The sequence below is a fragment of the Streptomyces sp. RKAG293 genome (assembly GCF_023701745.1).
Taxonomy (GTDB): domain Bacteria; phylum Actinomycetota; class Actinomycetes; order Streptomycetales; family Streptomycetaceae; genus Actinacidiphila.
The window spans coordinates 705,794-730,636 of sequence record NZ_JAJOZB010000001.1 but is presented as its reverse complement, the minus strand read 5'-3'; the positions used below and the strand labels follow the sequence as shown (position 1 = coordinate 730,636).

Here is a 24,843-nt window from a genome sequence, read left to right as displayed (position 1 = left end):
GCGTCCGCGTCCCCGGCGTCCGCGTCCCCGGCGTCCGGGCGGATCCGCCCCGACCGCCTGCCGCCGGTACGCGAACCGACACGACACGTCAGATGAGGACAGTGTGAGTAGTACAGCGAATGCTCCGAAGCCCCGGCTCGCGGAGGCCATCGCCTCGCTCGGTGACACCGTGAGCAGGCTCAGCCATCTCTCGAAGCGCTCCTACCAGAACCCCTACATCACGCTGCGGCAGTGGCCGGAGGAGGTCCGGCCCGAGGAGGACTGGTTCAGCTCACCCGAGTACGTGAGCCTGTACGGCACCCCGTTGTGGGACGCGCTCGACGAGCCCGCCAGGCGGCGGCTGGCCTTTCATGAGGCCGTCAACTTCTACAGCCTCAACATCCACGGCGAGAAGGGCCTGATGCAGGGCCTGGCGCAGCGGCTGTACCGCAAGGACCTGGTGGACGTCTCGGAGTATCTGCACCACTTCCTCGACGAGGAGAACAAGCACAGCATCTACTTCGGCGGCTTCTGCACCCGGTACGCGAAGGTGTACCGGAGCCGCCAGTTCGCGCTGGAGGAGACTCGTTCGCAGAGCGTCGAGGACTTCCTCTTCTTCGCCAAGACCATGATCTTCGAGGAGATCGTGGACCGCTACAACTGGGTCCAGGCCCGGGACGCCCGGCTGCACCCGGTGTCGCGGTTCATCAACGACAACCATCACGTCGAGGAATCGCGGCACCTGGTCTTCGGCCGCCAGCTGGTCACCGCGTTGTGGGAGGCCTGCGTCCCTTCGTGGGGCGATGACACGGTGGCCGACCTGCGCCGTCAGCTGGAGCAGTTCTTCGTCGTCAGCTGGCGCGAGTACTACAACCCCGACGTCTACGCCGACGCGGGGCTCGACGATCCCTGGGAGGTCGCCGAGCAGGCCTGGTCCGCACCGGCGCAGCGCGCTCACCGGCGTGCGGTGTCGACGAGGGTCCTGGCCTTCCTCACCGAGGCGGGGATTCTCGACAAGGAGCCGGCCGATGCTTTCTGACCAGGAGATCCGGAACCGGCTCAGGTCCTGGGTCCTCACCAAGGCCCCCGACCTGTCCGCCGACGGCCTGACCGACCGGACGCCCCTGTTCGAGGAGCGGCATCTGAGGTCCGTGCACCTGCCGGAACTCCTGCTGCTCCTGGAACGGCTGCGCGCCGCACCGATCGAGGTGGAGGACCTGCGGCCCGGGGACTTCCGTGACATCCACACGATGGTGGACCGGTTCGGCGGAGCGGGGGTGGCGCCGTGACGCGCGCGACAGCGAGCGCGGCCGGCCCCGACCGGTTCGCCGCTCTGCACCGAATCGGCCTTTCCTGGCAGCCGTCCGGGCAGGCGGCCCTGCGCGGCCCGCTGTTGCGGCTCGCCGAGGACTGCGACCGCGCCTTCGTACGGCTCGCCTCCCTCTGGAACGCGGAGGAGGAGCGGCATCCCGCATCGCTGCCCGCGGAGCGGCTGCAGCAGGTCGGCTACCTCCGCTCCTTCCCGCACCAGGCGACCTTCGTGGCCCGGCTGAGCCCCGAGGAGCCGAACATCGACGCCTTCCTCGCCGGCCCCGTCCTGGATGCGGACGGCCGGGTCGCGCTGTCCGGGCTCTCACCGGTCACCGAGGTCCTGACCCCGGCGGCCTGCTACCACCTCTACAGCGGTCATCAGGGCGAAGTACTCGACCAGGCCCTGTACCTGACGACCCGTAACACCTGTTTCCGTCAGGAGACGCACTACGTGCCGCTGCGGCGGCTGAGCAGCTTCACGATGCGGGAGATCGTCTGCGTCGGCACCGCCGCCGAGACGGTCACTTTCCTCGACGAGGCCCGGACCGCCCTCGACCTGTTCTTCGGGCTGATCGACCTGGACCTGGAGTGGCTCCCGGCGACCGACCCGTTCTTCCGGCCCGAGGACAACCCGCGCCATCTCCTGCAGCGCGTCCAGCCGGTGAAGTACGAGGCGACGTACGGCGGTGACCTGGCCATCGCCTCGGTCAACCGGCACCACGACCACTTCGGGTCCGGCTTCGGCCTGACCCGCGACGGCCGGGCCGCCGACAGCTGCTGCGCGGCCTTCGGCCTCGAACGCTGGCTGTTCGCCCTCACCGACCGCCACGGCCTCGACCCGGCTTCGTGGCCCGTCCTGGAGGACGCGGCGACGACGGTCCTGGCGAAGCTGCGGGGAGGCGCGGCGTGAGGGGAACCACGCTCATCACCGGCGCGGACGGCTACCTGGGACGCCGGCTTGCCGCAGCACTGCTCGACGACGGGGACGATGACCTGATTCTGGCCGTCCGTGCCGCCTCCGCAACCGAACTCGACGGGAAACGGCAGCGGCTGGCGGACGAGCTGGGACCGGACGCCGCAGGACGGACCCGGTGTGTGGTGGCGGACGTCCGCCACGACACCCTGCTGACCGACGTCGATCCGGGTGCGGTCACCCGCATCGTCCACGGGGCGGCCGTCACCCGCTTCAACGTCGAGCGCGACATCGCCGACGACGTCAACGTGGCGGGCACCGGTCGGCTGCGGGCCTTCGCCGCACGGTGCGAGAACCTGAGGCGATTCGCCCTGCTGTCCACGCTGTACGCCGCAGGCGAGCATCAGGGCGACATCGCGGAGGAGCGGCTCCCGGACGCCGGCTTCGTCAACCACTACGAGTGGTCGAAATGGGCGGCCGAGGAACAACTCCTGCGTGCGGCAGGGGAGATGCCGGTCTCCGTACTGCGGCTGCCCACGGTCATCGCCGACGACGACAGCGGGCACGTCACGCAGTACAACGTCTTCCACAACACGCTCAAGCTCTTCCACTACGGACTGCTGTCGCTGCTGCCGGGGGACGAGAAGACACCGCTCTCCCTCGCGACGGCCGCCTTCACCGTCTCGGCGGTCACCCGCCTGCTCGATCCCGCAGTCGCCGACGGCGTTTACCACGTCTGCCCCGACCCGGCTCAAACGCCGATCCTCGGCGAGCTCGTCGACCTCGCCTTCAGCGTCTTCGAACGCGACGCGGGATTCCGGCGGCGGGGCCTGATCCGGCCCGTCCCCTGCGACCGGGAGAGCTTCGACGACCTGCTGCACGCCGCCACCGGGCTGCGCGCCGGGCCGCTCCATCAGTCACTCGCGTCGGTCTCACCGTTCGCCGCCCAGCTCTATCTGCCGAAGACGTTCCGCAACGAAGCGCTGCGCGCGGCCTGGCCCGCGTACGCGGCCCCCGATCCGTACGCGCTGACCGGGGCCACCTGCACCCGGCTGGTCGCCTCGAAGTGGGGCCGCCGGCCCGAGGAGACACCGTGACCCTTTCCGAGAACGACCTGTGGCTGCTGAGCTACTACCGCTCGTCCGAGATCAACGGCGCCCTGTTCTTCGGCCGGGTCGCCCGCACCCTGCGCGGCGGCCCGCTCCAGGCGAACGTGACCCACCACTTCGCCGACGAGGCCAACCACGCGAAGTACTGGACCCGTTGCATCGAGGACCTGGGTCACCCGGCGACGAAGTTGTCCGGCAGCTACCAGGACCAGTATCTGGAGGCCGTCGGTCTGCCCGCCAACCTCATGGAGGTCATGGCGGTCACCCAGGTCTTCGAGAAGCGGGTGATCGCCCAGTACCGCCGCCATCTGCGGGCCGGGGACACCCATCCGAGGGTCCGGCAGACCATCGAGACGATCATGGAGGACGAGCGCTGGCATGTGAAGTACGTCAGGGACGCCCTGGAGGAGATGGCGGGCCGGTACGGCCAGGAGTACATCGACTCGACCCTGGCCCGCTTCACGGCGGCCGACGAGGAGGTCTACGCGAAGACCCTCGCGGAGTACGGCGAACGCATCACCTTCCTGAGCGGCCCCGACCTGCCCTTCGAGGATCCGCCCGTCGCGGAGGGCACGCCGTGACCGGCCCTGCGGCGCCCCCGGCCCGAGGCGGAACGACGGTGATGCGCCCGGACCAGTTCATCCGGGATCCGGCCCGCTGGCTGGCCTGCTTCGCGCCCGGCCGGGCGGCGCACTCGGCGGCGCCGTCGTTCGCGTTCGCCTACGCGGCCCGGCGGGTCCGGCCGCGGCGGCTGGACGAGCTGGACCTGTCCGGCTGGCGCAGCGTCTGCGTCGGCGCCGAGGCGGTCGACCCGGCGGCGCTCTCCGCGTTCGCCCGGTTCGCCGCGCCGGCCGGGTTCTCCGCTGACGCGTATGTGCCGTCCTACGGTCTGGCGGAGAACACGCTCGCGGTGACGGGCGGCGCGGCGCCGCTCCTGATCGTGCGCCCCGACTGGGCGGCGCTGCGGATCGGCCGGGCGGTGACCGTCGAGGACACCGCCCGGCTGGCCGACGCGGCGGTCGAGCCGGGCTCCGGCTGGCTGGTCGGCCATGGCTTTCCCCAGGAGGGGGACGGGGTCGCCGTCCGCATCGTCGACGCGGACGGCGACCCCGTCCCGGCGGGCCATCTCGGGGAGATCGCCGTGTCCGGCGCCTCGGTGGCGCCGGGCTACCACGCGGGGCGGGAGGGCGGTCCGGACGCCACCCGCTTCGTCGACGGTGAACTCCGCACCGCGGACGCCGGATTCCTGCACGACGGCCAGCTCTTCGTCCTGGGCAGGATGGGCGACAGCCTGAAACTGCGCGGGCGCAGCGTCTACGTCGACGACCTCGACGCGAAGGTCGCCGCGGCGGCCGGGCTGGACCGGGACCGCGCGGCGCTGGTGGCCCTCAACGATCGCGGCCGGGCCGGTGTCGCCGTCTTCGTGGAGGCCGCCCCCGGCCCCTGGACGGAGAAGGTGACCGACATGCTGCGGGCCGAACTCGGCCCCGAGCCCGCCCTCACCCTCGTCGCCGGCCGCCGCGGTCTGCTCAAGCGCACCACCAGCGGCAAGCTGCGCCGCCGTCATATGTGGCAACTGCTCCAGGAGGGCGGTCTCGAGGCGGTGACGACCAGGTTGTGACGATCAGGCAGTGACGGACACCGGCTCGCCCGGGCGGGGTGCTCCTCCAACGTCGCGTCACGGAACTTGATCGACGAGACGTCAGAAGCGGACCAAAGCACCCTATAAAGGGATACTCTCCCCTCGGATGGCACCAGGGACTGCTACCGATGGAGAGCGATGCCAGCGAACCAGCGCATCACCGGCGCGACCGTGCGGCAGGTCGTGGGAAATCCCAAGATCTGGGCCTTCCCGGCGACCATCATCGGGCTGGTCGCCCTGCTGCTCTCCCTGGTCTACATGGGCGGCATCCTCAACCCCAACGGCAGTCTGCACCACATGCCGATCGGCCTGGTCAACGCCGACCGGGGCGCCGTGGTGGCGGGGCAGCCGATGAACCTGGGCCGGCAGGTCACCGACGGCATCGCCGCATCGGCCACGTCACAGCAGCAGGCGTCGTGGCGGCAGCTCGACGCGGGGGCCGCCCGGGACGGGCTCGCCTCCGGGAAGCTCTACGGCGTCCTGGAGGTGCCGGACGGCTTCACCGCGGCCGTCGGCGCGCTGGGGGCGCCGACCGGGCAGCAGCCGGTGCGGCCGACGATGTCGGTGCTGACCAACCCGGGGGCGGGCAGCCTGGCCTCCTCGCTGGCGAGTTCCATCTCCCAGCAGACGGCACACGCGGCATCGGCGCAGCTCGGCGCTTCGCTCATCGAGCGGCAGCGCCCTGGGGGCGGCGCGATGACCAACGCCGAACGGCTTCTCCTGCAGGACCCCGTGACGGTCAAGGTCTCCGTCGGGCATGCCATCGGCTCGCACAGCGGTCTCGGTCTGACCGCGTTCTACTACACCCTGCTCCTGGTCCTGTCCGGGTTCCTCGGGGCGAGCGTGATCAGCAACGGCGTGGACGTCGCCCTCGGCTACGCGGCCAGCGAGCTGGGGCCGGTGCGCACCCAGCGGCCCACCGTGCCGATCACCCGGACCCGGACGTTCATCGTCACGTGTGTGATGTCGCTGGGGCTCTCCGCGCTGACCTCGAGTCTGATCATGCTGGCGACCGTGGTGATCCTGGGTATGGACGCGTCCCATCTGCCGCTGCTGTGGGTCTTCTCGTTCTGCGCGACCGCCGCGGTCGGGCTCGGGGTCCAGGCGCTGCTCGCCGCCTTCGGCGGGATCGGCCAGCTGATCAGCATGTTCGTGTTCATCGCGCTGGCCCTGCCGTCCTCGGGCGCCACCATTCCGCTGCAGGCGCTGCCCAGCTTCTACCGCGTGCTGTCCGAGTTCGAACCCATGCGGCAACTCGCCGACGGTGTACGGGCGATCATGTACTTCGGGGCCCAGGCCGACGCCGGTCTCACGCGTGCGTGGATCATGATCGCGGTCGGCTCGATCGCGGCTCTGGCCTTCGGGTTCGCTATGACCGGCTACTACGACCGCAAGGGCCTGCACCGCATCGTTCCCGAACACGTCTGAGGTTCTTGCGCGGCCATCAGTTCACCAGCGGTGAGACCGGCCGCTCGAAGAAGGTCTCCAGTGAGACCGTGGCCTGGGTGCCGCTGACGCCGTCGATGGCGTAGAGCCGTCGGAGCACGTCCTGGAGTTGCACCGTGGTGGAGGTGCGCACCTTCACCAGCACCGAGGCGCTGCCCGCGATGATGTGCGCCTCCTGGATCTCGGGGATTGCGGCGAACGCCGCGCCCGACTCGCCCATCCAGGCCGACGACTCGACCATGACGAAGGCGAGCACGCCCTGCCCGAGGGCCGCCGGGTCCACGTCCACCGTCGTCCGCCGGATGATGCCGCGCTCGCGCAGTTTCCGCACCCGCTCGTGCGCGGCGCCGGCCGACAGGCCGACGGCCTTGCCAAGGGCGGCATAGGCCTGAGTGGCGTCCTGCTGGAGCAGCGCGACGAGTTCACGATCGATGTCATCCACGCTTGCCACCATACTTCATTCTGCGATATTCATACGAGACAGGATGTAGTTCGGCCTCAAGTCATGAAGGTGTGATCATGTCTTCCGTCGCTCGCCCCTCGATATACGAGATTCTGGACGATCGCTTCCGTACCGGACGCTGTGCGAACGGCGACGAACGGTTCGAGAAGCTGTATGAGGACTGCCGTTGGGCCGAGGGCCCGCTCTATCTGCCCGCCTGGCGGCAGCTGATCTGGAGCGACATCCCCAACGACCGCATGCTGCGCTGGGACGAGGCGACGGGCGCCGTCAGCCTCTTCCGTTCGCCGGCCGGCCACAGCAACGGCAACACGCTCGACCGCCAGGGCCGCCTGATCAGCTGTGAGCAGGGCAACCGCCGCGTCAGCCGGACCGAGCCGGACGGGACACTGACCGTCCTCGCGGAGCGCTTCGAGGGCAAGCGGCTCAACAGCCCGAACGACGCGACCGTGAAGTCCGACGACTCGATCTGGTTCTCCGACCCCGACTTCGGCATCACCAGCGACTACGAGGGCCACCGGGCGGACAGCGAGATCGGTGCGTGCAACGTCTACCGGGTGGACCCGGTGACCGGGGAAGTCCGCCTGGTCGCCGACGGTTTCGGCGGCCCGAACGGTCTGGTCTTCTCGCTCGACGAGCGACAGCTGTACGTCTCCGACACCCGCGCGGGCCAGATCCGCGTGTTCGACGTCCGCGGGAACGGCACCCTCTCGGACGGCAAGGTCTTCGCCGAGACGACCGACGGCGTCAGCCGCTTCGACAACATCCGCTTCGACGACGAAGGCCGGCTGTGGGCCGCGGCCATGGACGGCGGAGTGCACTGCTACGACCCGGACGGGACGCTGATCGGCAGGCTCGCGGTCCCCGAGGCGGTCTCCAACATCGCCTTCGGCGGCCCCAAGAACAACCGGCTGTTCATCACGGCGACCACGACGCTGTACTCGCTGGTGATGTCGGTGACGGGCGCGCCGCGGACACGGCGCGTCTGAGCGCCACCCGGCGGCCGTTGCGTCGACCGGGTGCCACGGGGGCTCGGTGGAGGGGAGAATCGAACCGTCGCCGGGCCGGCCCGGGTGTGCACGGAGGCGGTTCGCGGACCGCATCGTTCGAGGGGGCGTGCCAACAGTGATCGCATTCAACTTCACCGGCCAACTCACGCTGCGCTACGACGCCGAACTGCCCGCAGGCGTCCGTCAGGGGACCGCTGTGATCGCCGTGACCCCGCCGGCCGATTTCTTCGCCACCCCCGCAGCGGCTTACATCCTGCAGGTGCGCCGCTACGCCTGCCCCCTCACCTCGATGCGGCTCCGCACGTCCTCCGCGGAACATCCCCTGGAGGACGTTCAAGCCGTGGTGCTGCCGGACGAACCGCGCGAGCACCGCTATCTGCTGCCCCCGTGGCCCACCGCGGGTGCGCTGGAGTACCACCTCACCTGGGCACAGGATCCGGAGGGACCCGCGGTCGGAGACGCGCTGGAGGAACGGGTGCTCTTCCTCGTCCGCATCCTCGCCGAGGATCGTGATGGCGGCACCCAGGTCCTGGAGTACGGGCGGATCGCGGTCACCTGGACGGATCCCGCCTCCCCCGTGCCCGCCCGCTCGCCGCCCCTGACGACGGCCGCACCCTGCCCGCGCCGCTGCGGGAAGCCGTCGACGACCTCGTACGAGCCGACGCGGAGCCGGTGCCGGGCTGCCCGCACTGCGCGATGCTCTGGGAGCTGCGCCTGCTCGAACAGGCCGAACGGGTGGGAGAATTGGCCGAAGAGCATCACGATGCCGCGGTCGGTACATGGGTGGTGCGGTGGTTCCCCGATCCGCAGGACGCCTTCCGTGAGTTCAGCAACCCCTGTCCGTGCGTCCGTATCCGGCTCGGCGCGCCCCCGGACCCCGCTGACCTGTGGTGGTCGGCGGACCCGGCCGCCCGGCAGCGACTCGACGCCGAGTTGCAGGAGCACCTCATCGCCACCGGCCGCCGCCGCGTCATCCACTTCCTCCGCACCGCCAACGCCGTCCCGCCGACCCCCTGACAGCCGGTGGCGCAGACCGGCTGTCCGGATTCCGCCGCCAACGTCATGGACGGCGACCGGCTGCGGCGACCCACTGGGGCACGGCTGCCACCAGCGACTATCCCACCGTCTCCGGCCTCACTCGGCGACCTCGTGCACCCTTCGCCCCCCGTTGAAGATCGCCTCCAACGCCTGCGCGGGGCAGGGCTGGCAGAGGTACACCGGTGGCGCTGAGACAATGGGGGCTGACAGCCTCGTACTCGCGCGCTGCCTGACCGTCGACCCAGCACCGGGCCACTGATCCATCGGAGAGACCATGACGACCCCGACCCCGGTCGCCGCTACCACCACCGGCCGCTGATGGGCGCGCTGGAACCCGTCGCCCTGGTGCTCGACGGCTATATCGAAGACGCCCCCGCCCCGGCGCCCGGCGATGAGTACGGGGCGACGGCGGCGTTCCGGCTGATCCACTCGCCCACCGACCACGCGGCGGACGAGATGGTGCTCCCGTGCCTGGTGACGGACCCGGTCCTGGTCAGGACCGCCCTGGAGGATCTGGAAGAGGGCGACCTGCTGCGGGTGGAGGGCGTGCTGATGCTGCCCGGCGGGACCCCCGACGGCGTGCTGCGGCTGCGGGTGGAAGCCCTTGAGGTGTTGTCGCCGGCCCCGATACGCGAGATCGAGCCCGACACGGTCGACCGCTACGGCCCGTATGTCATCGTCAGCGGCAACACCCACAGCACCGGGGCGGACCCCGTCCAGATGTGGACCGACGCCGGTGTCTGGGTCGGCATCGCGCCCGGCCCCGCCGCCGTTCAGGACATGATCACCGCCTACGAGGCCCGCACCAACGGCACATGACGCGGGGCGTCTCCGGTGGGGTGAGGGGAGGGCACTGACAGCCGGTGAGCACACAACCCGCGTCCAGCTCGGCGGACGCTCGACACGGTGCCGGTGCGGGTGCCGCTGGGGGTGCGGGTGCGGCACTACATGCGGCGCATCACGGCCACGACCCGGCCGAGGATCGTCGCGTCGTCGCCGGCGATGGGGGAGTAGGCGTCGTTGTGCGGATGGAGCCACGCGTGCCCGGCCGCGTCGCGCTTGAACCGCTTGACGGTGGCTTCGCCGTCGATCATCGCGGCGACGATGTCGCCGCTGGCGGCAGAGCTCTGACGGCGGACGGTGACCCAGTCTCCGGTGACGATGGCCGCGTCGATCATGGAGTCGCCGACGACCTCCAGGGCGAACAGCTCCCCTTCACCCACCAGGAGCCGCGGCAGATCGAGCACGTCCTGGATGTCTTCCTGCGCGGTGATCGGGATCCCGGCCGCGATCCTCCCGATGAGCGGCACGCGTGCGGTCGCCGTGCGGCCGGCCGTCTTCGTGGTGCGCGAGTCCTCCGGGAGCACGTAGGCGCGTGGTGTGTGGGGATCCCGGCGCAGAGCGCCCTTGCGCTCCAGCACCATCAGTTGATGGGCGACCGAGGAGGTGCTCGACAGGCCCACGGCCTGGCCGATCTCCCGCATCGACGGCGGATAGCCGGTGCTGTCGATGAAGTCGCGGATGGTGGCGACGATGTCGGCCTGCCGGGTGGTGAGCCCGTCGTAGTTGCCCGGGGCGCCCGGCGGTCGGCCGGGGCGCCCTGCTGTCTTGCGGTTGTCCATGGTCCGCGCGCCCTCCCTCGCTGGTGATCATGGTGAGAGAAGCACAGTAACCCGGACAGACCGGGTAAGGGAACGACCTTTCGAATAACGCTGATGTGGCACGACGCCGTGCCGGCCGCCGTGGGGTGCGGGCAGCCGGTTCCTCCGGGGTGTCGAGCGGAGCGGCCAGGAGGACGGAACCCCCCTGATCCGCGGCTGGCACAAATCCGCGCGGTGCTGGACGCAGGGCCTTGATCGACGGCAGAGCGTCCGTTCAAGACGTCCGTTCATGACGTCCGTTCATGACGTCGGTTCAAGACGTCGGTTCGAGACGTCGGTTCGAGGGGTCCGTTCAAGACGCCGGTCGTCCGGCGTCCGCGTGGCGGCCCGGGCTACGCGCCCGGACCGCTGTCGATGCGCCCCAGCAGGTCGAGCAGGGTGCTGCGGTCGGTGGGGGACAGGGCGGCGTAGCAGGTGGCGAGGACTTCGTCGGCGATCCGATGCCCTGCGGTGAGGGTCTCTTCGCCTGCGGGGGTGAGGTGGTGCTCGATGCGCCGGCCGTGGCCCGGCCTGCGCTCGATCAGGCCGAGGGCCGCCAGCCGGCCGGCGAGCGTCCCGAACGCCTGCTCGCTCTGGAACGTCGCCGCGGCCAGTGCGCGGGCCGCTGATCCGGGCGTGCGGCTGATCGCGCGGAGGGCGTCCCACTGGGCCAGCGTCGTACCGGCAGCGGCGAGCCGGACCTCGAGCGCCCGGTGCTGCTTGTACTGGGCCTGCTTCACCGCTCTTCCAAGGACCTGCAGTTCATCGGGCATGGACTCAGTCTAGAGCATGACCAAGCTTGTTTATATAAACATCCTTAGTTAGAGTCGGGGCATGTCAACGAACCACACGGTTGCCGTGTACCCCGACCTGTCCATCACCCTCACCGAGGCCGGTTCCGGCCGCCCCTGTCTGATCCTGCACGGCGGCGGGGGACCGGCTACCGTCGCCGGACTCGCGGACCACCTCGCACCGACCATGCACACCATCACCCCCACCCACCCCGGTTGGAACGGCGCTCCTCGCCCCGCGTGGCTGACCGGTATCGACGATCTCGCCCTCGCCTACCTGCACTGCCTCCAGGACCTCAAGCTCCGCGACGTGCTCGTCATCGGCTCCTCGCTCGGCGGGTGGACCGCCGCCGAAATGGCCGTGCGGGACACCGCGGGACTCATCACCGGACTGGTCCTCATCGACGCCGCCGGAGTGCATGTCGAAGCCGAGCCGATAGTCGACTTCTTCGCGCTCGACGCCGCCGGCGTAGCCGAGTACGCCTGGCACGACTCGGCCCGCTTCTACGTCGACCCGGCCGACGTCCCCGCCGAGCGGCTCGCCCTTCAGCAGGCCAACCAGGCCACCATGCGCCAACTCGCCGGCGACCCCTACATGCACGACCCCAAACTGCTCCGCCGCCTGCGGCGCGTCGACGTTCCCGCGCTGCTGCTCTGGGGAGAGAGCGACCGCATCGTCACCCCCGCCTACGGCGCGGCGTACGCCGAAGCCTTCGGTGACGGCCGGCTCCAGATCATCCCCGAGGCGGGTCACCTGCCGCAGATCGAGCAGCCGGCAGCCACCTTCGCCCTGATCGACGCCTACCGTCGCTGATACGGCGGCAACAGGCGGACGTGTAAGGGGAGTTGATCTCCATGGCTGCCGATGAAAAGTCCCGTTTCCCGCCTGACCGCCCCCCGCCCGGGGAAGGATGTCGCACAACCGCACGGGTCGAGGGGGAGGACGGGGAATGGGGATCTTCGGGCGCAAGAGACGGCCTGCGGACACGCGGCCGCTGGACACACCGCAAGACGCACCACGGGACACACCTCCGGACGCACCGGAGGACGCACGCCCTCAGCCGACGCTGCGGCCGGTCGGGCCGCAGGACGCACCCATGCCCGGCGGTGACGACGACGGGACCCGCTGGATCTACGAGGTCGCGGGGGAGTACTCGTCGGAGACCTGGGCGCCACGGGAGTCGATCCGCCGCTGGTGGCGGGTGGACCGTGACGGCAACGAGCTCGAGGGACCCGTGGAGAACGAGAACTTCGGGCCACCGCAGGACGACCTGCACCGCGCCACCGACCCCGACGGCCCGCTGAGCTGGCTCCCCGACCCGGAGGCGACGGTGCGGGCCTGGCTGTCGGTCGCGCTCAGCCGGAGCAGCGACGGCATCGAGGTGCACTGGCTCCAGATCATCGGGACACCGCTGGTCCTCGCCGGTCACGACGTCTCGGACTTCGCTCCGCCCGACTTCGACGGCACCCCGCCGCCGCGCATCGGCGTGGCCGTACCGGTCGGACTCGGCTCTCGGATGGCCGGGCATTCCCCCACGGTGCTGTGGGGCCTGCTGCTCTGGGTGACGGTCGGCGAGGACCCGGCCGCCGACCCCGCCCAGAACGTCTGGCTGCGCCCCGAGGTCGACGCCGAGCGTGCCGACGAGCTCCTGCGCATCGTCCTCCAGGCGCCGGACATCCGTTTCTGACGCCGCGGTCCGCTGAAAAGCCGGTGGGGAGCCGGTGAGAACGGGTGCGGGCCGCTATCCGGTGAGTGTCTGGGTGCCGAGCACGGCGAGGAGGGCAAGGCGTTCGGCATCCGTGGTGCCGGGCTCGGCGGTGTAGATCATGATGCGCAGATCGCTTCCCGCGACGCTGAGGATGTCGCAGTCGAGCGTCAGGGCGCCCACCTGCGGGTGGTCGATGGTCTTGCGCGCGGCCTCGTGCCGGCCGACGGCTCCGCCGTCCCACAGTTCGGCGAACCGGTCGCTCTTCGCGCGCAGCTCCGCGACCAGCCGCCGTACCCGCAGGTCCGCCGGATACCGGCTCGCGGTCGCCCGCAACGCCGTGACCTGCGCGATCTCGAGTGCGCGCTGGGACTGAGGTGTGTGGCGGACGCGGCCGGCCGGGCCGAGGAAGGTACGCCACACCGCGTTGCGCTCGTCGCCGTGCAGCTCACCCATCAAGGCCACGTACAAGGGGTTGGCCAGCAGCAGGGTCCACGCCGCGTCCGAGACCGCGACGGGCGTCCCGGCCAGCCGGTCCAGCATCCGCTGGACGCTCGGTGTGATGTAGGCAGGCACCGTACCCCGCCCCGGTGGTACCAGCCCGGCGGCGTGGAACAGATGCTCGCGCTCGGCCACGGACAGGCGCAGAGCCCGGCCCAGGGCCTCGACGACCTGTTCCGAAGGGTTGGTCGCGCGGCCCTGTTCGAGGCGGGTGACGTAGTCGACCGAGATCCCGGCCAGCAGGGCGAGCTCCTCGCGGCGCAGCCCTGCCGCGCGCCGGTGGCCGCCGACCGCCAGCCCTGCCGCCTCCGGGGAGACCCGGTCGCGCCAGCGCCGCAAAGTGTGCCCGAACTCCGTGGTCGCCATGACACCACTGTGCACCGCCCGGGCCCGGATCGTCCTGGTACTGGGAGTCCCAGGAAAACGGGACTCCTGGCTGACCCGTGCAGCCGTGCCGCAGCGTGGAGGCATGACAACGACACTGATCACCGGAGCCAACAAGGGTCTCGGCTTCGAGGCCGCCCGCCGGCTCATCGCCGCGGGACACACCGTCTACCTCGGAAGCCGGGACGCCGAACGCGGCCGCCGGGCCGCCGAGCGGCTCGGCGCGCGCGTGGTGCAGCTCGACGTCACCGACGACGCGTCCGTACAGGCCGCGGTGAAGGCCGTCGAGGCCGACGGAGGACTGGACGTACTGATCAATAACGCCGGTATCCAGGAAGAGATGCGGGACGGCACCGTCGTGATCGGTGCATTGGACCTGACCGCGGACGTGCTGCGGAAGACGTTCGAAACGAACGTCTTCGGCACGGTGCGTGTCATCCACGCATTTCTCCCGCTGCTGCAGCGTTCCGCCGCCCCGGTCATGGTCAACGTCAGCAGCGGCCTGGCCTCGCTTTCTCTGGTCACCACCCCGGGCCTCCCGACGTACGCCTACCCGGGCGTGGCCTATCCGGCGTCGAAAACCGCGGTCAACATGATCACGGTGCAGTACGCGAAGGCGTTCCCGAACATGCGGATCAATGCGGTGGAGCCCGGCTTCACCAAGACCGACCTGAATGCGCACAGCGGCATTCAGAGCGTCGAGCAGGGCGCCGAGATCATCGTGCGTATGGCGCAGGTGAGCCCTGACGGCCCGACCGGGGGGTATTTCGACGCCGAGGGCGCACTTCCCTGGTGAGAGGCCTTCCCTGGTGAGGGACCTTCTCTGATCACGGGCTGTTTCCCGGAGTGCGCCCACCGCGCCGGGGACAGCCCGTCCGGCTGTCCGCATGAGTGAGTTTCCGCGCACCGAAAGTCACGGCACCCTCTTTCGCTCCTCTTATTACTGGTCTCACTCGTCCTGCTCGTCCTACTCGTCAAACAGAATGGGCCGGTCCTGGGCCGGTGGGAGCTTTCGCGCCGGGCGTGCGTAACGCCGGGATCAAAGGGCCCCGGGATGGGTGGGCGATAGCAACACATTGCCCAAGAGGGCCTGTTTTGGCGGCCCGAAAACCCCGTATCGCGTGAGCCCGGGCACAGGACGTACGTCACGTCCGAAGCCGCTTAGTGGACACTTTCGCCTTCCCTTTCGGGCCGCGCACAGCCCCGACGGGTGCCTTTCGGCTCTGTTTACTAAGACGGGTAGTAATCGAGGTCTTTGCCATCGCTGACGCGCCGCGTTAACCATGGATCGAGCAAGACGAACATGAGCGCCACGCCCTCTCGACACATCAGCGAGACCGGGCCCGCCACCTGCTCCGCACGCCGCCACTACGGCCGGCCGTCCCCTGATCCCGTCTGGAAGAGGTTCCTACCGCATGCCCGCACGCACTCAGCTCTCCGCCCTGCGCACCTTCCGCCCCTCCAAGCGCCTCAAGGTCTCCGCGGTCGCTCTGACCGCCGCCGGCGCCACCACGGCACTCGCCCTGGCCGGCACCGCCACCCAGAGCACCTCCGCGCTCCCCGCCATCGACGTCGCGAAGGTCACCGCCGGCAGCCAGGCCGGCACCAAGGTCGAGGGACTCACCCAGCGAGTGGCCGACAAGGCCTACCCGGCCTACGTCGGCAAGCCCACCGCCGCGGCCGCGAAGAACACCTCCCGCGACCTCACCAAGGCACCCGCGAAGGCCAAGCCGGCCGCCGCCGCCGAGCACAAGGCCAAGCCGGCCGCGAACCGGTCGACCGTGCGCAAGCCGGTTGCCGTGTCGGCTCCGAAGTACGCGGACAACCTGGACGGTTGGATCCGCGAGTCGCTGGCCATCATGAAGGCCAAGGGCATCCCCGGTAGCTACTCCGGCCTCCACCGCAACATCATCCGCGAGTCCAGCGGCAACCCGAACGCCGTCAACGACTGGGACATCAACGCCATCAACGGCATCCCGTCCAAGGGCCTGCTCCAGGTGATCCAGCCGACGTTCGACACCTACCACGTCGCCGGCACCGCCAATCACCTCACCGACCCGGTCGCCAACATCACGGCCGCCGCCAACTACGCGGCCCACCGCTACGGTTCGATCGACAACGTCAACTCCGCGTACTGATCGACGCAGCTCAGTAACCTCACCCAGCCCCCTCGGCTCCCTCGGCCAAGGCCGTGCCCAGACCGGTCGTCTCCAGCCTCTCCCAGGCCTGTTCCTGGGAGAGCACCCAACCGGTGGGGCCCGAGAAGGGCACATGGCCTGCCGGCTAGGCCAGCCACAGCGAGCCTCGCCGGTGACGCGCCGGCGGTATGTCCACAGCGTCCGCGGCACACGTACCACCGCCGCGCCGAATCTGCATTGCGCGAAGTCGTCCCCGCGCGGAATTGGCGGGGATACAGCCCCCGCCGTCCGCCGCGCGGGGGCTTTCGTGTGTGCCGACCGTGCGGAAAGCCCGGGTGGGGGCGAAGCTGGAGATATGGAGATCACGATGCGGCTGGCCCAGCAGCCGGAGGCCGACGAGCTGCTCGGCCGCAGTCCGCTGGCGGCGCTGGTGGGCATGCTGCTGGACCAGCAGGTGCCGATGGAGTGGGCCTTCGCGGGGCCGTACACCATCGCTCAGCGGCTGGGTGCCGATGATCTGGACGCGCACGCCATCGCCGCGTACGACCCGGACGCCTTCGCGGCGCTGCTGTCGGAGAAACCGGCCGTGCACCGCTATCCGGGATCCATGGCGAAGCGGGTCCAGCAGCTGTGCGCGTACCTGGTCGAGCACTACGACGGGGATGCCGCGTCCGTGTGGACGGACGCGGATACCGGCGCGGAGCTGTTGGGGCGGCTGAAGGCGCTGCCCGGCTTCGGAGAGCAGAAGGCGCAGATCTTCCTGGCACTGCTGGGCAAGCGGCTGGGCGTACGGCCGAAGGGGTGGCGGGAGGCCGCGGGCAAGTACGGGCCCGCCGGGGTCTACCGGTCGGCCGCCGACATCACCGGGCCGGAGTCGCTCGCGAAGGTGCGGGCACACAAGCAGGAATTGAAGGCGGCGGCGAAGGCCGCCAAGTGAGGATCTGATCATGATCAATGGTGTTCATGTGGTGATCTACAGCCGGGATGCCGAAGCCGATCGCGCGTTCTTCCGCGACGTGCTGGGTTATCCGCACGTGGATGCGGGCGGCGGATGGCTCATCTTCAAGCTGCCGCCCGCCGAAATAGCCGTGCACCCCACGGACGGCCCGGAGCGCCACGAGCTCTTCCTGATGTGCGACGACGTCAACGCCAGCGTGCAGGAACTCACGGCGAAGGGCGTCACGTTCATCCAGCCGGTGACCGACCAGGGGTGGGGCCTGATGAGCATTCTGCAACTGCCCGGAGGCGGCGAGGTCGGTCTGTACGAACCCCGCCACGAAAGAGCTCATGAGCTCTGACCCTGCGTGGCCAGGCCCGGCAGTCGGCTTGGGTTTCAGTCGCGGGTGTCGGTGTGGCGGTAGCCGAAGGGGCCCGGGAGGTCCGTGGAAGTGGTCCTTCTGCCGGTGGTCGACCAGGTGCGATGACCGCCCTTCGAACCGACGGTCAGGGACAGCGACTTGCGGTTCACGTTGAGGCGGACGCCCGGGAAGATCCGGAACGACTTGCGGAAGGTGATGGGCATGTGGGCCTCCTCGATCGGTGTTGTGTGCGTCGCCTGCCCCAAGAGGCCTTGTTTTACCTCCTCATGAGAAGAAATTCGAGCGCCCGCACGTACCGAACGCACCGCACGCACCTCCCCGTCACGAGGGAGGTGCGTGCGGTCCGTCGCAGCTGGTGGGCTCAGAGCGTGATGACGACCTTGCCGAAGGCCTTGCCCGAGGCGTAGAAGCGGTACGCGTCGGGGGCCTCTTCGAAGGTGAACTCCCGGTCGATGACCGGGTGGATCCGGTTCACGGCCATGGCCCGGTTCATCGCGAGGAACTGGCTACGGCTGCCGACGGCCACCGTGCGCAGGGCGGCGCCGGAGGCGAACAGTACGCCGGGGTCCAGGGGTTGTGCCGCGCCGGAGACGAAGCCCACGCAGGCGACGTGACCCGCCACCGCCACCGCCTTGAGCGACTGGTCCAACAGGCCCGCCACGTCGACCACGCGGTCGGCACCTCGGCCGCCGGTCAGCTCCACGACCTTGGCGGCCCAGTCGGGGGTGGCCCGGTAGTCGATGACCTCGTCCGCGCCGAGTTCGATGAGGCGCCGCGCCTTGTCCGGGCCGCTCGTCGTCGCGATCACCCGGGCTCCGAGCGCCTTGGCGTACTGGAGCGCGAACAGCGACACGCCGCCTGACCCCTGGGTCACCAGGGTCTCGCCCGCTCGCAGGCCGATGCCGTCACCGGTCAGCGCGTTCCAGGCGGTGACCCCGACGCAGGGGAGCGTCGCCGCTTCCTGGTAGGAGAGGTGGTCGGGGACCGGGACGAGCGAGTCCTCGCTGATCAGCGCGAGCTCGGTGAGCATGCCGTCGAGGGAGCCGCCGCGCTGTGGCAGATGCTGCAGGCCGAACGGGCCGTCCTGCCAGCTCGGGAAGAGGGTCGCCGCAACGCGGTCGCCGATCTTCACTCCGTGTACTCCCGGACCGAGCGCGACGACCTCGCCGGCGCCGTCGGACACCGGTATCACGTCCGGTTTCACCGGTAGCACGTAGTTGCCCCGCAGCACCATCAGCTCGCGGTTGCTGAGGGACACGGCTTTGACGGCGACCAGGACCTGTCCGGTGCCGGGGACCGGGCGCGCGTGCTCCTTGATCGACAGGCCTTCTATGCCGGCCCCGCTGTTGACGTGGTAACTGCGCATGGTGTTCTCCTCGTTCGTTCTGTGGCTGGGGGGAGTTCAGCTGGGGTCAGCCGGCGAGTCGGTCGAGCGCGTCGCGTCCGTCGCTTCCGCCGAGCGCGTCGACGGCCAGTGGTACGTCGCCGGTGGTCCTGCTGTAGCCGAGGGCCTCGACGATCAGGCCGTTCCGTAGGTGCATGAGGTTGACGCCGCGGGCGGAGTCGGCCGGTCCAGAAGTAGAACGATTGATCTACCAAGACCATATAGACCAGTTGATCTACTCGTCAATGGGTGGCAGGCTGTCACTTATGACGACGCGCACCGCACCGGGACCTCGCGAACGACTCCTGGAAGCCGCCCAGCGGCTGACCTACAGCCATGGGATGGGCGTGGGCGTCGACGCCCTGCTGAAGGAGGCGAACGTGGCCCGGCGCTCGCTCTACGAGCACTTCGGCGGCAAGGACGGGCTGATCGCGGAAGTCCTGCGGCGGAGTACCGCCGAGGACGAGGCCGCCTACCACCAGGCCATGGAGGCGGCGGGCGACGACCCCCGTGCCCGTCTGCTGGGCGTCTTCGACGGCATCGCCGTGGCCATCGACCGGCCCGACTTCCGCGGCTGCCGCTATCTGGCCGCGGATCTCGCCCTGACCGACCCCGACCACCCGGGGCACGCCATCACCCGTGCGTACCGCATGCGGGTGCAGCAGCTTCTGGAGCACGAGCTCCTCGCGCTCGGGCATCCACACGTCATGGCCGCGGCCGGCCAGCTTCTGCTGCTCATCGACGGCGCACTCGCGGCCGGGGTCACCCGCCCCGCAACCCACCCCGCGGCCTCCGCCCGCCAACTGGCCGGGCACGTCCTCGACGCCCGTCCGGCGGCCGCCTGACGAGGACGCGGCCCAGAGGGGTACGGCGGTCGCCAGCTGACGAGGTGGCTACCGGCCGCCTTCGTACCCGTGCAGCCGGCGCTCCAATTCCTCCCGGCGGACCCGTTCATCACTCAGCTGCCGGCCGAGGACGATCGCCCGGTACTCCTCCGTACGGGCCCACTCGTTACCGCAGTCCGCGCGCCGTTCATTCACCTGGCTGGACTCGTCCGACAGGCTCAACAGGGTTGCCTGCACGCGGCTCAGCTCGGCCTCCAGCTCCTGAATCCTCTTCGTGAGACGCTTGCGCTCCGATGCGAGCGAGGCGAGCTGGGCCTCCAGCGCTGTCTTGTCACCACGTTCCGCGGCCAGTTCCGCCTGCAGCCTGAGGATCCGGCCGACGACCTTCGCTCGCTCCTCGAACATGTCGTAGTACTCTTCGTGCGCTGCTTTCTCCCGCGCACGATTCTTGGATATCTTCTCCTGGATCTCCTCATGGGCGGCTTCGAGCTCCAGCAGGGAGAACGAGGAGCGCCAGCCCGACGTTTCCTTCGTCTCGCCGTCGGACGGTTCGACGGGCTCTCGATAGGAAGCGCCTTTCTCGCGCTTCTCCGCATCCGCGGCCGCCCATAAGGCCTGGACCTTGTCCGCGTCGCCTTCGAGTACCCGGACGACTTCGAGGACCAGCCTCAGCCGGGGCACGGTCTTTCCCTTGAGCAGACTGCCGATGGCGGTATGGCTGAGAAAGTGATCATGGTTCATGAGTTTCGATATCTCGCGCAGGCTGATGTCGTTCGCACGCGAGAGTGAATACAGTTCATGCCCCAGGCGTTCCCGGGCCGGGTAGCGCGGCAAGGAGTCCATGCGCTCATTATCCACAACCGCCCCGCCCTGCACGGAGGTTGCCCCGTAATGATGTGGCCGGGGTTGTATCGATCCGTAAAGCAGCGTTCCGGATCGTCGGCCTTCGGTCCGGTCTGTCGCGGACTCCGTAACTCCGCGGCTCTGCCTGCTATCCCTTGATGTGGAGAGTGGCCGTCGAACCGCTGGGGAGATCAGAAAATGCACTACGTGTTGCAGGGAATCCTTACTCAGTTGCCGACCGCGCTGATCATCAGCGCGGCCGGGCTGGCAATGCGCAAGGTCAACGGAAAGGGACGGCTTCGCAAGGGCCGCGGTAGGAAAGGGGCGGCCGAAAGAACCGGCCGGTGATGGCGACCGGCCCGTCGGACCCGACGGGTTCGGATCAAGCGGACGGAAGCCTCGCGGCCACTCCGAACATGGTCACGGACATGTGAAGCGCGCCCTCATCGGCGGCGGCGGTGAGATCGGCGTACAGCGCGTCCCGCTGCTGCGCGGTGATCAGCTCCTCGCGCAGCGCGGACTCGCCGAGCATGCGGATGAGCTGCCAGTTGACCTTGGTGTTGCTCTGGATCAGTGCCTGGGAGCCGACATCCGTGATCTCCAGCCCCGCCGTGGCCAGTTGGCCGACGAGCTGCCGTCCGGCGTGGGGATTCGCCGAGGCCGTCAGCGCGCGGCGCATCAGCGCGGCGACGACCTCGGGGTCACCGGGGTGCAGGAGCGCGGTCGCCCAGTCCGTGTCGAGCAGGACGACGCGCCCGCCGGGGCGCAGCACGCGGACGATCTCGCCGACCGCCTTCGCGGGTTCGGTGAGGTGCTGGAAGACGCGCTCGCACCACACCACATCCGTGCCGGCATCGTCGAGCGGCAGCGCCGTCGCGTCACCCGCGACGAACCGGGCGGCGTTGCCGGCCGCGGCCGCGCGGTGTTCCGCGGCCTCCCTCAGCCCGTCGTGCGGTTCGACCCCGACCGCCTCGCCGGCCGGCCCGACAGCGGCCGCGAGAACCTGGGTCTCCGACCCGGTGCCCGCCCCGACATCCACCGCCCGCTCCCCGGGCTGAGCTGCCACCGCGGCATGAGCCCACTGCCGAAGTCTGCGTACACCCTCGCTGTCGGCCTGCGCATCCAGCGCCCCGATCAGTCGATCCGTGGGCGTGACGCCGATGTTGGTCACGTGAAACGCCGAAGTGGGTCGAGGATCCGCCATACCGCCATCCTAGAGGCCGCCCCACACCGACCTCCAGGAAGCGGTCGACCTTGTCACCGCGCCCGTTTGTCGCGCCGGCCCTGCCGGACCGGGCCGGGTTCGGGCGGGTTTCCGCTGGGCGTCGAGGGTGGCCACGACGAGGCGGGTGGAGCGGAGCGGTGTCACCCGCTGGACCTCCGCGTCGTTCACCCGATCCGGTTGCCGTGGAGGTCTTCAGATGTGACGGAGCGTGTACTCCTTTCCGGTATACGCGCCGCCCTGCAGCTCGCTCCCAGTCGAGTCCCCGGCGGCCGGAAGGCTCGAAGCGAAGGCCTCCGCATCGTCCGCGGGCACGTAACCCAGCTCGGCGCCGGCCGCGATGTCCCAGAAGCGGCGGGTGTTGGCGGAGACCGCGTAGGCGGTGGTGAAGTGCACGTCGGGAGCGGTGAGGGCCGCGCGGGCGAAGCCGAGGCAGTCGCGGGGGCTCAGCCAGGTGGACAGGTGGCGTCGTTCGGTCGGGGTGTCCTCGTAGCTCCCGATGCGCAGGCACACCACGGACAGGCCGAACTTGTCCGCGTACAGGCGCCCGAGCGCCTCCATGGCGACCTTGCTCACCCCGTAGAGGCCGTCCGGGCGTGCGGGCAGGTCGGGTGTCACGGTCTCCGTGACCGGATGGAAGCCGCCGAGACGGTTGCTGCTGGCGAGAACCACCCGCCGCAGCCCCTGTCGGCGCGCTCCCTCCAGCACGTTGTGCGTTCCGAGGACGTTCGCGTCCAGGAGGTCCGGCAAGGGGGCTTCGTCCGGAATCCCGCCCAGGTGGATCACCGCATCCGCACCCTGGAGAGCTTCCGCCACCGCGTCGGCGTCCCGCAGATCGAGCTGGTGGACGTCCTCCGTCGGCGACTGCGCGGTGAGCTGGACGCGGTCGATGAGCACCAGCCGCTTCACCTCGTCGCGCAATCCGGCTCGTACTGCCGAGCCGATCCGCCCGGCAGCACCGGTGATCGCCACCGTCCCACGTCGTGTTCGCATGGCGACCACCCTGCCGTATCGCACGGACATTCGAGCTCCGAGACCCTTCCGCGGCCGGTCCGGATACGGGCGTTGGCCAGCGGTCGCTTCCGGCCGGCCGGCCCGAGCGGCTGGCCGGAAGAAGCGGGATAAACCTGTCGGAGCCGCCGACGCCAGCACGGCGCGGCTCGGTGGAGGCCAGACGCCAGTAAAGTCACGGGTGGTGGCGCCGCGTCGGGGCGCCGGAGTATGGAGGATTTTTCCTGTGCTGATCGCTCAGCGTCCGTCGTTGACCGAAGAGGTCGTCGAGGTGTGGCGTTCACGGTTCGTCATCGAACCGCTGGAGCCGGGATTCGGCTACACCCTGGGGAACTCGCTGCGCCGGGCGCTGTTGTCGTCGATCCCCGGTGCCGCTGTCACCAGCATCCGCATCGATGGCGTTCTGCACGAGTTCACCACCGTGCCGGGCGTCAAGGAGGACGTGACCGACATCGTCCTGAACATCAAGCAGCTCGTGGTGTCCTCGGAGGAGGACGAGCCGGTGGTGATGTACCTGCGCAAGCAGGGCCCCGGTGTCGTGACCGCCGCCGACATCACGCCGCCGGCCGGTGTCACGGTGCACAACCCCGACCTGGTTCTGGCCACCCTGAACGCCCAGGGCAAGCTGGAGGTGGAACTCACCGTCGAGCGCGGTCGCGGCTACGTCTCCGCCGTCCAGAACAAGCAGCAGGGCCAGGAGATCGGCCGCATCCCGGTCGACTCCATCTACAGCCCGGTGCTCAAGGCCACCTGCACGGTGGAGGCGACCCGTGTCGAGCAGCGCACCGACTTCGACAAGCTGATCGTCGACATCGAGACCAAGCAGGCGGTGCTGCCGCGTGACGCCCTGGCGTCGGCCGGCAAGACCCTGGTCGAGCTGTTCGGTCTGGCCAGCGAGCTCAATGCCGACGCCGAGGGCATCGACATGGGCCCGTCCCCGACGGTTGCGGCCCTGGCCGCCGATCTGGCGCTGCCGATCGAGGAGCTCGATCTCACCGTCCGTTCGTACAACTGTCTCAAGCGCGAGGGCGTCCACTCGGTGGGCGAGCTCACGGCGCGTTCCGAGGCGGACCTGCTGGACATCCGCAACTTCGGCGGGAAGTCGATCGTCGAGGTCAAGATGAAGCTGGCCGGCATGGGCCTGACCCTCAGGGACAGCCCGCCCGGATTCGACCCGACCGCCGCGGCGGACGCCTTCAGCGCCGATGACGACGGGAACACCGGGTTCCAGGAGACCGAGCAGTACTGACGGGGTGGGGAATTCCGTCTCGTTCCCGGCCCTGCCGCCTGAGGAGAGCCTCAGGCGGCAGGGCCGGGTTCAGTTCTTCCCACGGCCGCGATACCTTCTCCGGCATGGAACCGCTCATATTCGACTACGGGGACTTGCACCTGCGCGTGGACCGGGGAGTGTTCGAGCTCTTCAACCTGGCAGGCGCCGAGCACACGTTCAGAGTTCCGTTGCGCTGGCTCGGGGTCTTGGTGCACTACAAGAAGCCGGAGAAGCCCGGTCAGTTGTTCTTCGGTGTCGTCCGCGATCCGAACGCCGCGCTCTACGGCACCGACCGGCTCGCCTTCAGATTCGCCAGCTCGCCGGCGGTCCAGGTGCAGCCCGCCGACGAGACGTTGTTCCGGGCGTACTTCACCCAAGTGGCCACGCTCGCCGACCGTCGGACGGACTGACGTGGATTCGGTGGACGCGAAGGTCTTCGAGCACGGTGACGTGCATCTGCGGGTCGACCACGGCATCTTCGAGCTGTTCCGGCGCAATCGCATCATCGGGTCGTACCGGACACCGCTGCGCTGGGTGAAGGTGCGCGCCGAGGCACGCAAGGGCGGCCTGACCCGGCTGCACTTCGGCAACGTCGAGCAGCTCGACGAACCGATATACGCCGGCACGACGAGTTCCCGGCACCTGCTCGCCACCGTCGAGATCCCGACCGGCGACGAGCCCCTCTACCGCGCCTTCTTCACTGAGCTCGCCCACCTCTCCGACCGCCCCATCACCTCGTAGCGGAACAGGAGGTCTCGATGGGCGGGCCGGAGAACCACACCATGGAGGCCCTGCGCCGGGGCCCTGCCCGCGGCTGCGCTCCACGCTGCTCGGCTTCGCCGGACGCCTGGCGGGCGACGTCAGCCACCAGTGGATCGTCG

Annotated in this window: 31 protein-coding genes; 21 read left to right on the top strand and 10 right to left on the bottom strand. The window is 69.7% G+C overall.

What is annotated here, in order from left to right; translation table 11 throughout:
* Positions 1-103 precede the first annotated feature (103 nt).
* The 7 genes from LNW72_RS03180 to LNW72_RS03150 all read left to right on the top strand — a co-directional run bounded on the left by LNW72_RS03180 (position 104) and on the right by LNW72_RS03150 (position 6,382).
* The gene (locus LNW72_RS03180; protein WP_250973912.1) at positions 104-1,018 is read left to right on the top strand and encodes a diiron oxygenase; all 915 of its coding nucleotides are present in this window, start codon (positions 104-106) and stop codon (positions 1,016-1,018) included.
* Positions 1,008-1,268: a hypothetical protein gene (locus tag LNW72_RS03175; RefSeq protein WP_250973911.1), complete on the top strand. Its 261-nt coding sequence runs from the start codon at positions 1,008-1,010 to the stop codon at positions 1,266-1,268. The genes LNW72_RS03180 and LNW72_RS03175 overlap by 11 nt, the downstream gene beginning before the upstream one ends.
* Complete coding sequence (locus LNW72_RS03170) at positions 1,265-2,200, top strand: hypothetical protein (RefSeq protein WP_250973910.1); 936 nt, start codon at positions 1,265-1,267, stop codon at positions 2,198-2,200. Before LNW72_RS03175 ends, LNW72_RS03170 begins: the two co-directional genes overlap by 4 nt.
* Entirely contained in the window at positions 2,197-3,300 is a 1,104-nt protein-coding gene (locus LNW72_RS03165; RefSeq protein ID WP_250973909.1) for an SDR family oxidoreductase, read from the top strand. The genes LNW72_RS03170 and LNW72_RS03165 overlap by 4 nt, the downstream gene beginning before the upstream one ends.
* Positions 3,297-3,893: a ferritin-like domain-containing protein gene (locus tag LNW72_RS41535; protein ID WP_250973908.1), complete on the top strand. Its 597-nt coding sequence runs from the start codon at positions 3,297-3,299 to the stop codon at positions 3,891-3,893. The genes LNW72_RS03165 and LNW72_RS41535 overlap by 4 nt, the downstream gene beginning before the upstream one ends.
* On the top strand, positions 3,890-4,933 hold the full coding sequence (locus LNW72_RS03155) for an AMP-binding protein (protein WP_250973907.1): 1,044 nt from the start codon (positions 3,890-3,892) through the stop codon (positions 4,931-4,933). Before LNW72_RS41535 ends, LNW72_RS03155 begins: the two co-directional genes overlap by 4 nt.
* 159 nt (positions 4,934-5,092) lie before the next feature.
* Positions 5,093-6,382, top strand: a complete 1,290-nt coding sequence (locus LNW72_RS03150; protein WP_250973906.1) for a YhgE/Pip domain-containing protein — start codon at positions 5,093-5,095, stop codon at positions 6,380-6,382.
* A 16-nt stretch (positions 6,383-6,398) separates the two neighbouring features.
* Here the strand turns inward: LNW72_RS03150 and LNW72_RS03145 are convergent, their stop codons facing one another.
* Complete coding sequence (locus tag LNW72_RS03145) at positions 6,399-6,842, bottom strand: Lrp/AsnC family transcriptional regulator (RefSeq protein ID WP_250973905.1); 444 nt, start codon at positions 6,840-6,842, stop codon at positions 6,399-6,401.
* Between the two features lie 77 nt (positions 6,843-6,919).
* Here LNW72_RS03145 and LNW72_RS03140 point away from each other — a divergent pair, with 77 nt between their 5' ends.
* The 3 genes from LNW72_RS03140 to LNW72_RS03130 all read left to right on the top strand — a co-directional run bounded on the left by LNW72_RS03140 (position 6,920) and on the right by LNW72_RS03130 (position 9,727).
* Positions 6,920-7,849, top strand: coding sequence for an SMP-30/gluconolactonase/LRE family protein (locus LNW72_RS03140; RefSeq protein ID WP_250973904.1), 930 nt, complete (start codon positions 6,920-6,922; stop codon positions 7,847-7,849).
* 717 nt (positions 7,850-8,566) lie between these two features.
* Complete coding sequence (locus LNW72_RS03135) at positions 8,567-8,887, top strand: hypothetical protein (RefSeq protein ID WP_250973903.1); 321 nt, start codon at positions 8,567-8,569, stop codon at positions 8,885-8,887.
* A gap of 339 nt (positions 8,888-9,226) precedes the next feature.
* A complete protein-coding gene (locus LNW72_RS03130) occupies positions 9,227-9,727 on the top strand; it encodes a hypothetical protein (protein WP_250973902.1) in 501 nt (166 codons plus the stop codon).
* Positions 9,728-9,852: 125 nt separating this feature from the next.
* Here the strand turns inward: LNW72_RS03130 and lexA are convergent, their stop codons facing one another.
* Both lexA and LNW72_RS03120 read right to left on the bottom strand, forming a co-directional pair.
* Entirely contained in the window at positions 9,853-10,530 is a 678-nt protein-coding gene (gene lexA / locus LNW72_RS03125; RefSeq protein ID WP_250973901.1) for a transcriptional repressor LexA, read from the bottom strand.
* A gap of 371 nt (positions 10,531-10,901) precedes the next feature.
* The gene (locus tag LNW72_RS03120; protein WP_250973900.1) at positions 10,902-11,321 is read right to left on the bottom strand and encodes a MarR family winged helix-turn-helix transcriptional regulator; all 420 of its coding nucleotides are present in this window, start codon (positions 11,319-11,321) and stop codon (positions 10,902-10,904) included.
* A gap of 61 nt (positions 11,322-11,382) precedes the next feature.
* Between LNW72_RS03120 and LNW72_RS03115 the strand changes: the two genes are divergently transcribed.
* A complete protein-coding gene (locus LNW72_RS03115; RefSeq protein WP_250973899.1) occupies positions 11,383-12,153 on the top strand; it encodes an alpha/beta fold hydrolase in 771 nt (256 codons plus the stop codon).
* A gap of 283 nt (positions 12,154-12,436) precedes the next feature.
* Positions 12,437-13,027: a hypothetical protein gene (locus LNW72_RS03110; RefSeq protein ID WP_250973898.1), complete on the top strand. Its 591-nt coding sequence runs from the start codon at positions 12,437-12,439 to the stop codon at positions 13,025-13,027.
* 54 nt (positions 13,028-13,081) lie between these two features.
* Here LNW72_RS03110 and LNW72_RS03105 read toward each other — a convergent pair whose 3' ends face one another.
* On the bottom strand, positions 13,082-13,912 hold the full coding sequence (locus LNW72_RS03105; protein WP_250973897.1) for a helix-turn-helix transcriptional regulator: 831 nt from the start codon (positions 13,910-13,912) through the stop codon (positions 13,082-13,084).
* Between the two features lie 103 nt (positions 13,913-14,015).
* Between LNW72_RS03105 and LNW72_RS03100 the strand changes: the two genes are divergently transcribed.
* The 4 genes from LNW72_RS03100 to LNW72_RS03085 all read left to right on the top strand — a co-directional run bounded on the left by LNW72_RS03100 (position 14,016) and on the right by LNW72_RS03085 (position 17,366).
* Positions 14,016-14,726: an SDR family NAD(P)-dependent oxidoreductase gene (locus tag LNW72_RS03100; RefSeq protein WP_250973896.1), complete on the top strand. Its 711-nt coding sequence runs from the start codon at positions 14,016-14,018 to the stop codon at positions 14,724-14,726.
* Between the two features lie 619 nt (positions 14,727-15,345).
* Positions 15,346-16,068, top strand: a complete 723-nt coding sequence (locus tag LNW72_RS03095; protein WP_250973895.1) for a transglycosylase SLT domain-containing protein — start codon at positions 15,346-15,348, stop codon at positions 16,066-16,068.
* A 355-nt stretch (positions 16,069-16,423) separates the two neighbouring features.
* Complete coding sequence (locus LNW72_RS03090; protein WP_250973894.1) at positions 16,424-17,005, top strand: HhH-GPD-type base excision DNA repair protein; 582 nt, start codon at positions 16,424-16,426, stop codon at positions 17,003-17,005.
* 28 nt (positions 17,006-17,033) lie between these two features.
* A complete protein-coding gene (locus tag LNW72_RS03085) occupies positions 17,034-17,366 on the top strand; it encodes a VOC family protein (protein ID WP_250973893.1) in 333 nt (110 codons plus the stop codon).
* A gap of 35 nt (positions 17,367-17,401) precedes the next feature.
* Here the strand turns inward: LNW72_RS03085 and LNW72_RS03080 are convergent, their stop codons facing one another.
* From LNW72_RS03080 to LNW72_RS41050, 3 genes are all read right to left on the bottom strand, one after another.
* The gene (locus tag LNW72_RS03080; RefSeq protein ID WP_250973892.1) at positions 17,402-17,590 is read right to left on the bottom strand and encodes a DUF4236 domain-containing protein; all 189 of its coding nucleotides are present in this window, start codon (positions 17,588-17,590) and stop codon (positions 17,402-17,404) included.
* A 158-nt stretch (positions 17,591-17,748) separates the two neighbouring features.
* Positions 17,749-18,753 carry an NAD(P)-dependent alcohol dehydrogenase gene (locus tag LNW72_RS03075; RefSeq protein WP_250973891.1) on the bottom strand — a complete coding sequence of 335 codons (1,005 nt, stop codon included), beginning with the start codon at positions 18,751-18,753 and terminating at the stop codon, positions 17,749-17,751.
* Positions 18,754-18,799: 46 nt separating this feature from the next.
* The gene (locus LNW72_RS41050; RefSeq protein ID WP_285369221.1) at positions 18,800-18,928 is read right to left on the bottom strand and encodes a hypothetical protein; all 129 of its coding nucleotides are present in this window, start codon (positions 18,926-18,928) and stop codon (positions 18,800-18,802) included.
* Between the two features lie 109 nt (positions 18,929-19,037).
* Here LNW72_RS41050 and LNW72_RS03070 point away from each other — a divergent pair, with 109 nt between their 5' ends.
* Positions 19,038-19,616: a TetR/AcrR family transcriptional regulator gene (locus tag LNW72_RS03070; protein WP_250973890.1), complete on the top strand. Its 579-nt coding sequence runs from the start codon at positions 19,038-19,040 to the stop codon at positions 19,614-19,616.
* A 48-nt stretch (positions 19,617-19,664) separates the two neighbouring features.
* On the opposite strand, the gene LNW72_RS03065 is transcribed toward LNW72_RS03070, so the two are convergent.
* Positions 19,665-20,459, bottom strand: a complete 795-nt coding sequence (locus LNW72_RS03065; protein ID WP_250973889.1) for a hypothetical protein — start codon at positions 20,457-20,459, stop codon at positions 19,665-19,667.
* A 198-nt stretch (positions 20,460-20,657) separates the two neighbouring features.
* Here LNW72_RS03065 and LNW72_RS03060 point away from each other — a divergent pair, with 198 nt between their 5' ends.
* A complete protein-coding gene (locus tag LNW72_RS03060; protein ID WP_250973888.1) occupies positions 20,658-20,807 on the top strand; it encodes a hypothetical protein in 150 nt (49 codons plus the stop codon).
* 34 nt (positions 20,808-20,841) lie between these two features.
* Here the strand turns inward: LNW72_RS03060 and LNW72_RS03055 are convergent, their stop codons facing one another.
* Positions 20,842-21,663 carry a methyltransferase domain-containing protein gene (locus LNW72_RS03055; protein WP_250973887.1) on the bottom strand — a complete coding sequence of 274 codons (822 nt, stop codon included), beginning with the start codon at positions 21,661-21,663 and terminating at the stop codon, positions 20,842-20,844.
* 213 nt (positions 21,664-21,876) lie between these two features.
* Positions 21,877-22,674, bottom strand: a complete 798-nt coding sequence (locus tag LNW72_RS03050) for an NAD(P)-dependent oxidoreductase (protein WP_250973886.1) — start codon at positions 22,672-22,674, stop codon at positions 21,877-21,879.
* Between the two features lie 244 nt (positions 22,675-22,918).
* Between LNW72_RS03050 and LNW72_RS03045 the strand changes: the two genes are divergently transcribed.
* The 3 genes from LNW72_RS03045 to LNW72_RS03035 all read left to right on the top strand — a co-directional run bounded on the left by LNW72_RS03045 (position 22,919) and on the right by LNW72_RS03035 (position 24,703).
* On the top strand, positions 22,919-23,941 hold the full coding sequence (locus tag LNW72_RS03045; RefSeq protein WP_250973885.1) for a DNA-directed RNA polymerase subunit alpha: 1,023 nt from the start codon (positions 22,919-22,921) through the stop codon (positions 23,939-23,941).
* Positions 23,942-24,045: 104 nt separating this feature from the next.
* Positions 24,046-24,372 (top strand): hypothetical protein, encoded by a 327-nt coding sequence (locus LNW72_RS03040; RefSeq protein ID WP_250973884.1) that lies wholly within the window; start codon positions 24,046-24,048, stop codon positions 24,370-24,372.
* 1 nt (position 24,373) lies between these two features.
* Complete coding sequence (locus tag LNW72_RS03035; protein ID WP_250973883.1) at positions 24,374-24,703, top strand: hypothetical protein; 330 nt, start codon at positions 24,374-24,376, stop codon at positions 24,701-24,703.
* The last annotated feature ends 140 nt before the right edge of the window (positions 24,704-24,843 follow it).

Coding starts and splice junctions, on each gene's coding strand:
- LNW72_RS03175 (WP_250973911.1), top strand. CDS start 1,008: ATGCTTTCTGACCAGGAGATCCGGAACCGGCTCAGGTCCTGGGTCCTC.
- LNW72_RS03150 (WP_250973906.1), top strand. CDS start 5,093: ATGCCAGCGAACCAGCGCATCACCGGCGCGACCGTGCGGCAGGTCGTG.
- LNW72_RS03140 (WP_250973904.1), top strand. CDS start 6,920: ATGTCTTCCGTCGCTCGCCCCTCGATATACGAGATTCTGGACGATCGC.
- LNW72_RS03135 (WP_250973903.1), top strand. CDS start 8,567: ATGCTCTGGGAGCTGCGCCTGCTCGAACAGGCCGAACGGGTGGGAGAA.
- LNW72_RS03130 (WP_250973902.1), top strand. CDS start 9,227: ATGGGCGCGCTGGAACCCGTCGCCCTGGTGCTCGACGGCTATATCGAA.
- lexA (WP_250973901.1), bottom strand. CDS start 10,530: ATGGACAACCGCAAGACAGCAGGGCGCCCCGGCCGACCGCCGGGCGCC.
- LNW72_RS03120 (WP_250973900.1), bottom strand. CDS start 11,321: ATGCCCGATGAACTGCAGGTCCTTGGAAGAGCGGTGAAGCAGGCCCAG.
- LNW72_RS03115 (WP_250973899.1), top strand. CDS start 11,383: ATGTCAACGAACCACACGGTTGCCGTGTACCCCGACCTGTCCATCACC.
- LNW72_RS03110 (WP_250973898.1), top strand. CDS start 12,437: ATGCCCGGCGGTGACGACGACGGGACCCGCTGGATCTACGAGGTCGCG.
- LNW72_RS03105 (WP_250973897.1), bottom strand. CDS start 13,912: ATGGCGACCACGGAGTTCGGGCACACTTTGCGGCGCTGGCGCGACCGG.
- LNW72_RS03100 (WP_250973896.1), top strand. CDS start 14,016: ATGACAACGACACTGATCACCGGAGCCAACAAGGGTCTCGGCTTCGAG.
- LNW72_RS03095 (WP_250973895.1), top strand. CDS start 15,346: ATGCCCGCACGCACTCAGCTCTCCGCCCTGCGCACCTTCCGCCCCTCC.
- LNW72_RS03090 (WP_250973894.1), top strand. CDS start 16,424: ATGGAGATCACGATGCGGCTGGCCCAGCAGCCGGAGGCCGACGAGCTG.
- LNW72_RS03080 (WP_250973892.1), bottom strand. CDS start 17,590: ATGCCCATCACCTTCCGCAAGTCGTTCCGGATCTTCCCGGGCGTCCGC.
- LNW72_RS03075 (WP_250973891.1), bottom strand. CDS start 18,753: ATGCGCAGTTACCACGTCAACAGCGGGGCCGGCATAGAAGGCCTGTCG.
- LNW72_RS41050 (WP_285369221.1), bottom strand. CDS start 18,928: ATGCACCTACGGAACGGCCTGATCGTCGAGGCCCTCGGCTACAGCAGG.
- LNW72_RS03070 (WP_250973890.1), top strand. CDS start 19,038: ATGACGACGCGCACCGCACCGGGACCTCGCGAACGACTCCTGGAAGCC.
- LNW72_RS03065 (WP_250973889.1), bottom strand. CDS start 20,459: ATGGACTCCTTGCCGCGCTACCCGGCCCGGGAACGCCTGGGGCATGAA.
- LNW72_RS03060 (WP_250973888.1), top strand. CDS start 20,658: ATGCACTACGTGTTGCAGGGAATCCTTACTCAGTTGCCGACCGCGCTG.
- LNW72_RS03055 (WP_250973887.1), bottom strand. CDS start 21,663: ATGGCGGATCCTCGACCCACTTCGGCGTTTCACGTGACCAACATCGGC.
- LNW72_RS03050 (WP_250973886.1), bottom strand. CDS start 22,674: ATGCGAACACGACGTGGGACGGTGGCGATCACCGGTGCTGCCGGGCGG.
- LNW72_RS03040 (WP_250973884.1), top strand. CDS start 24,046: ATGGAACCGCTCATATTCGACTACGGGGACTTGCACCTGCGCGTGGAC.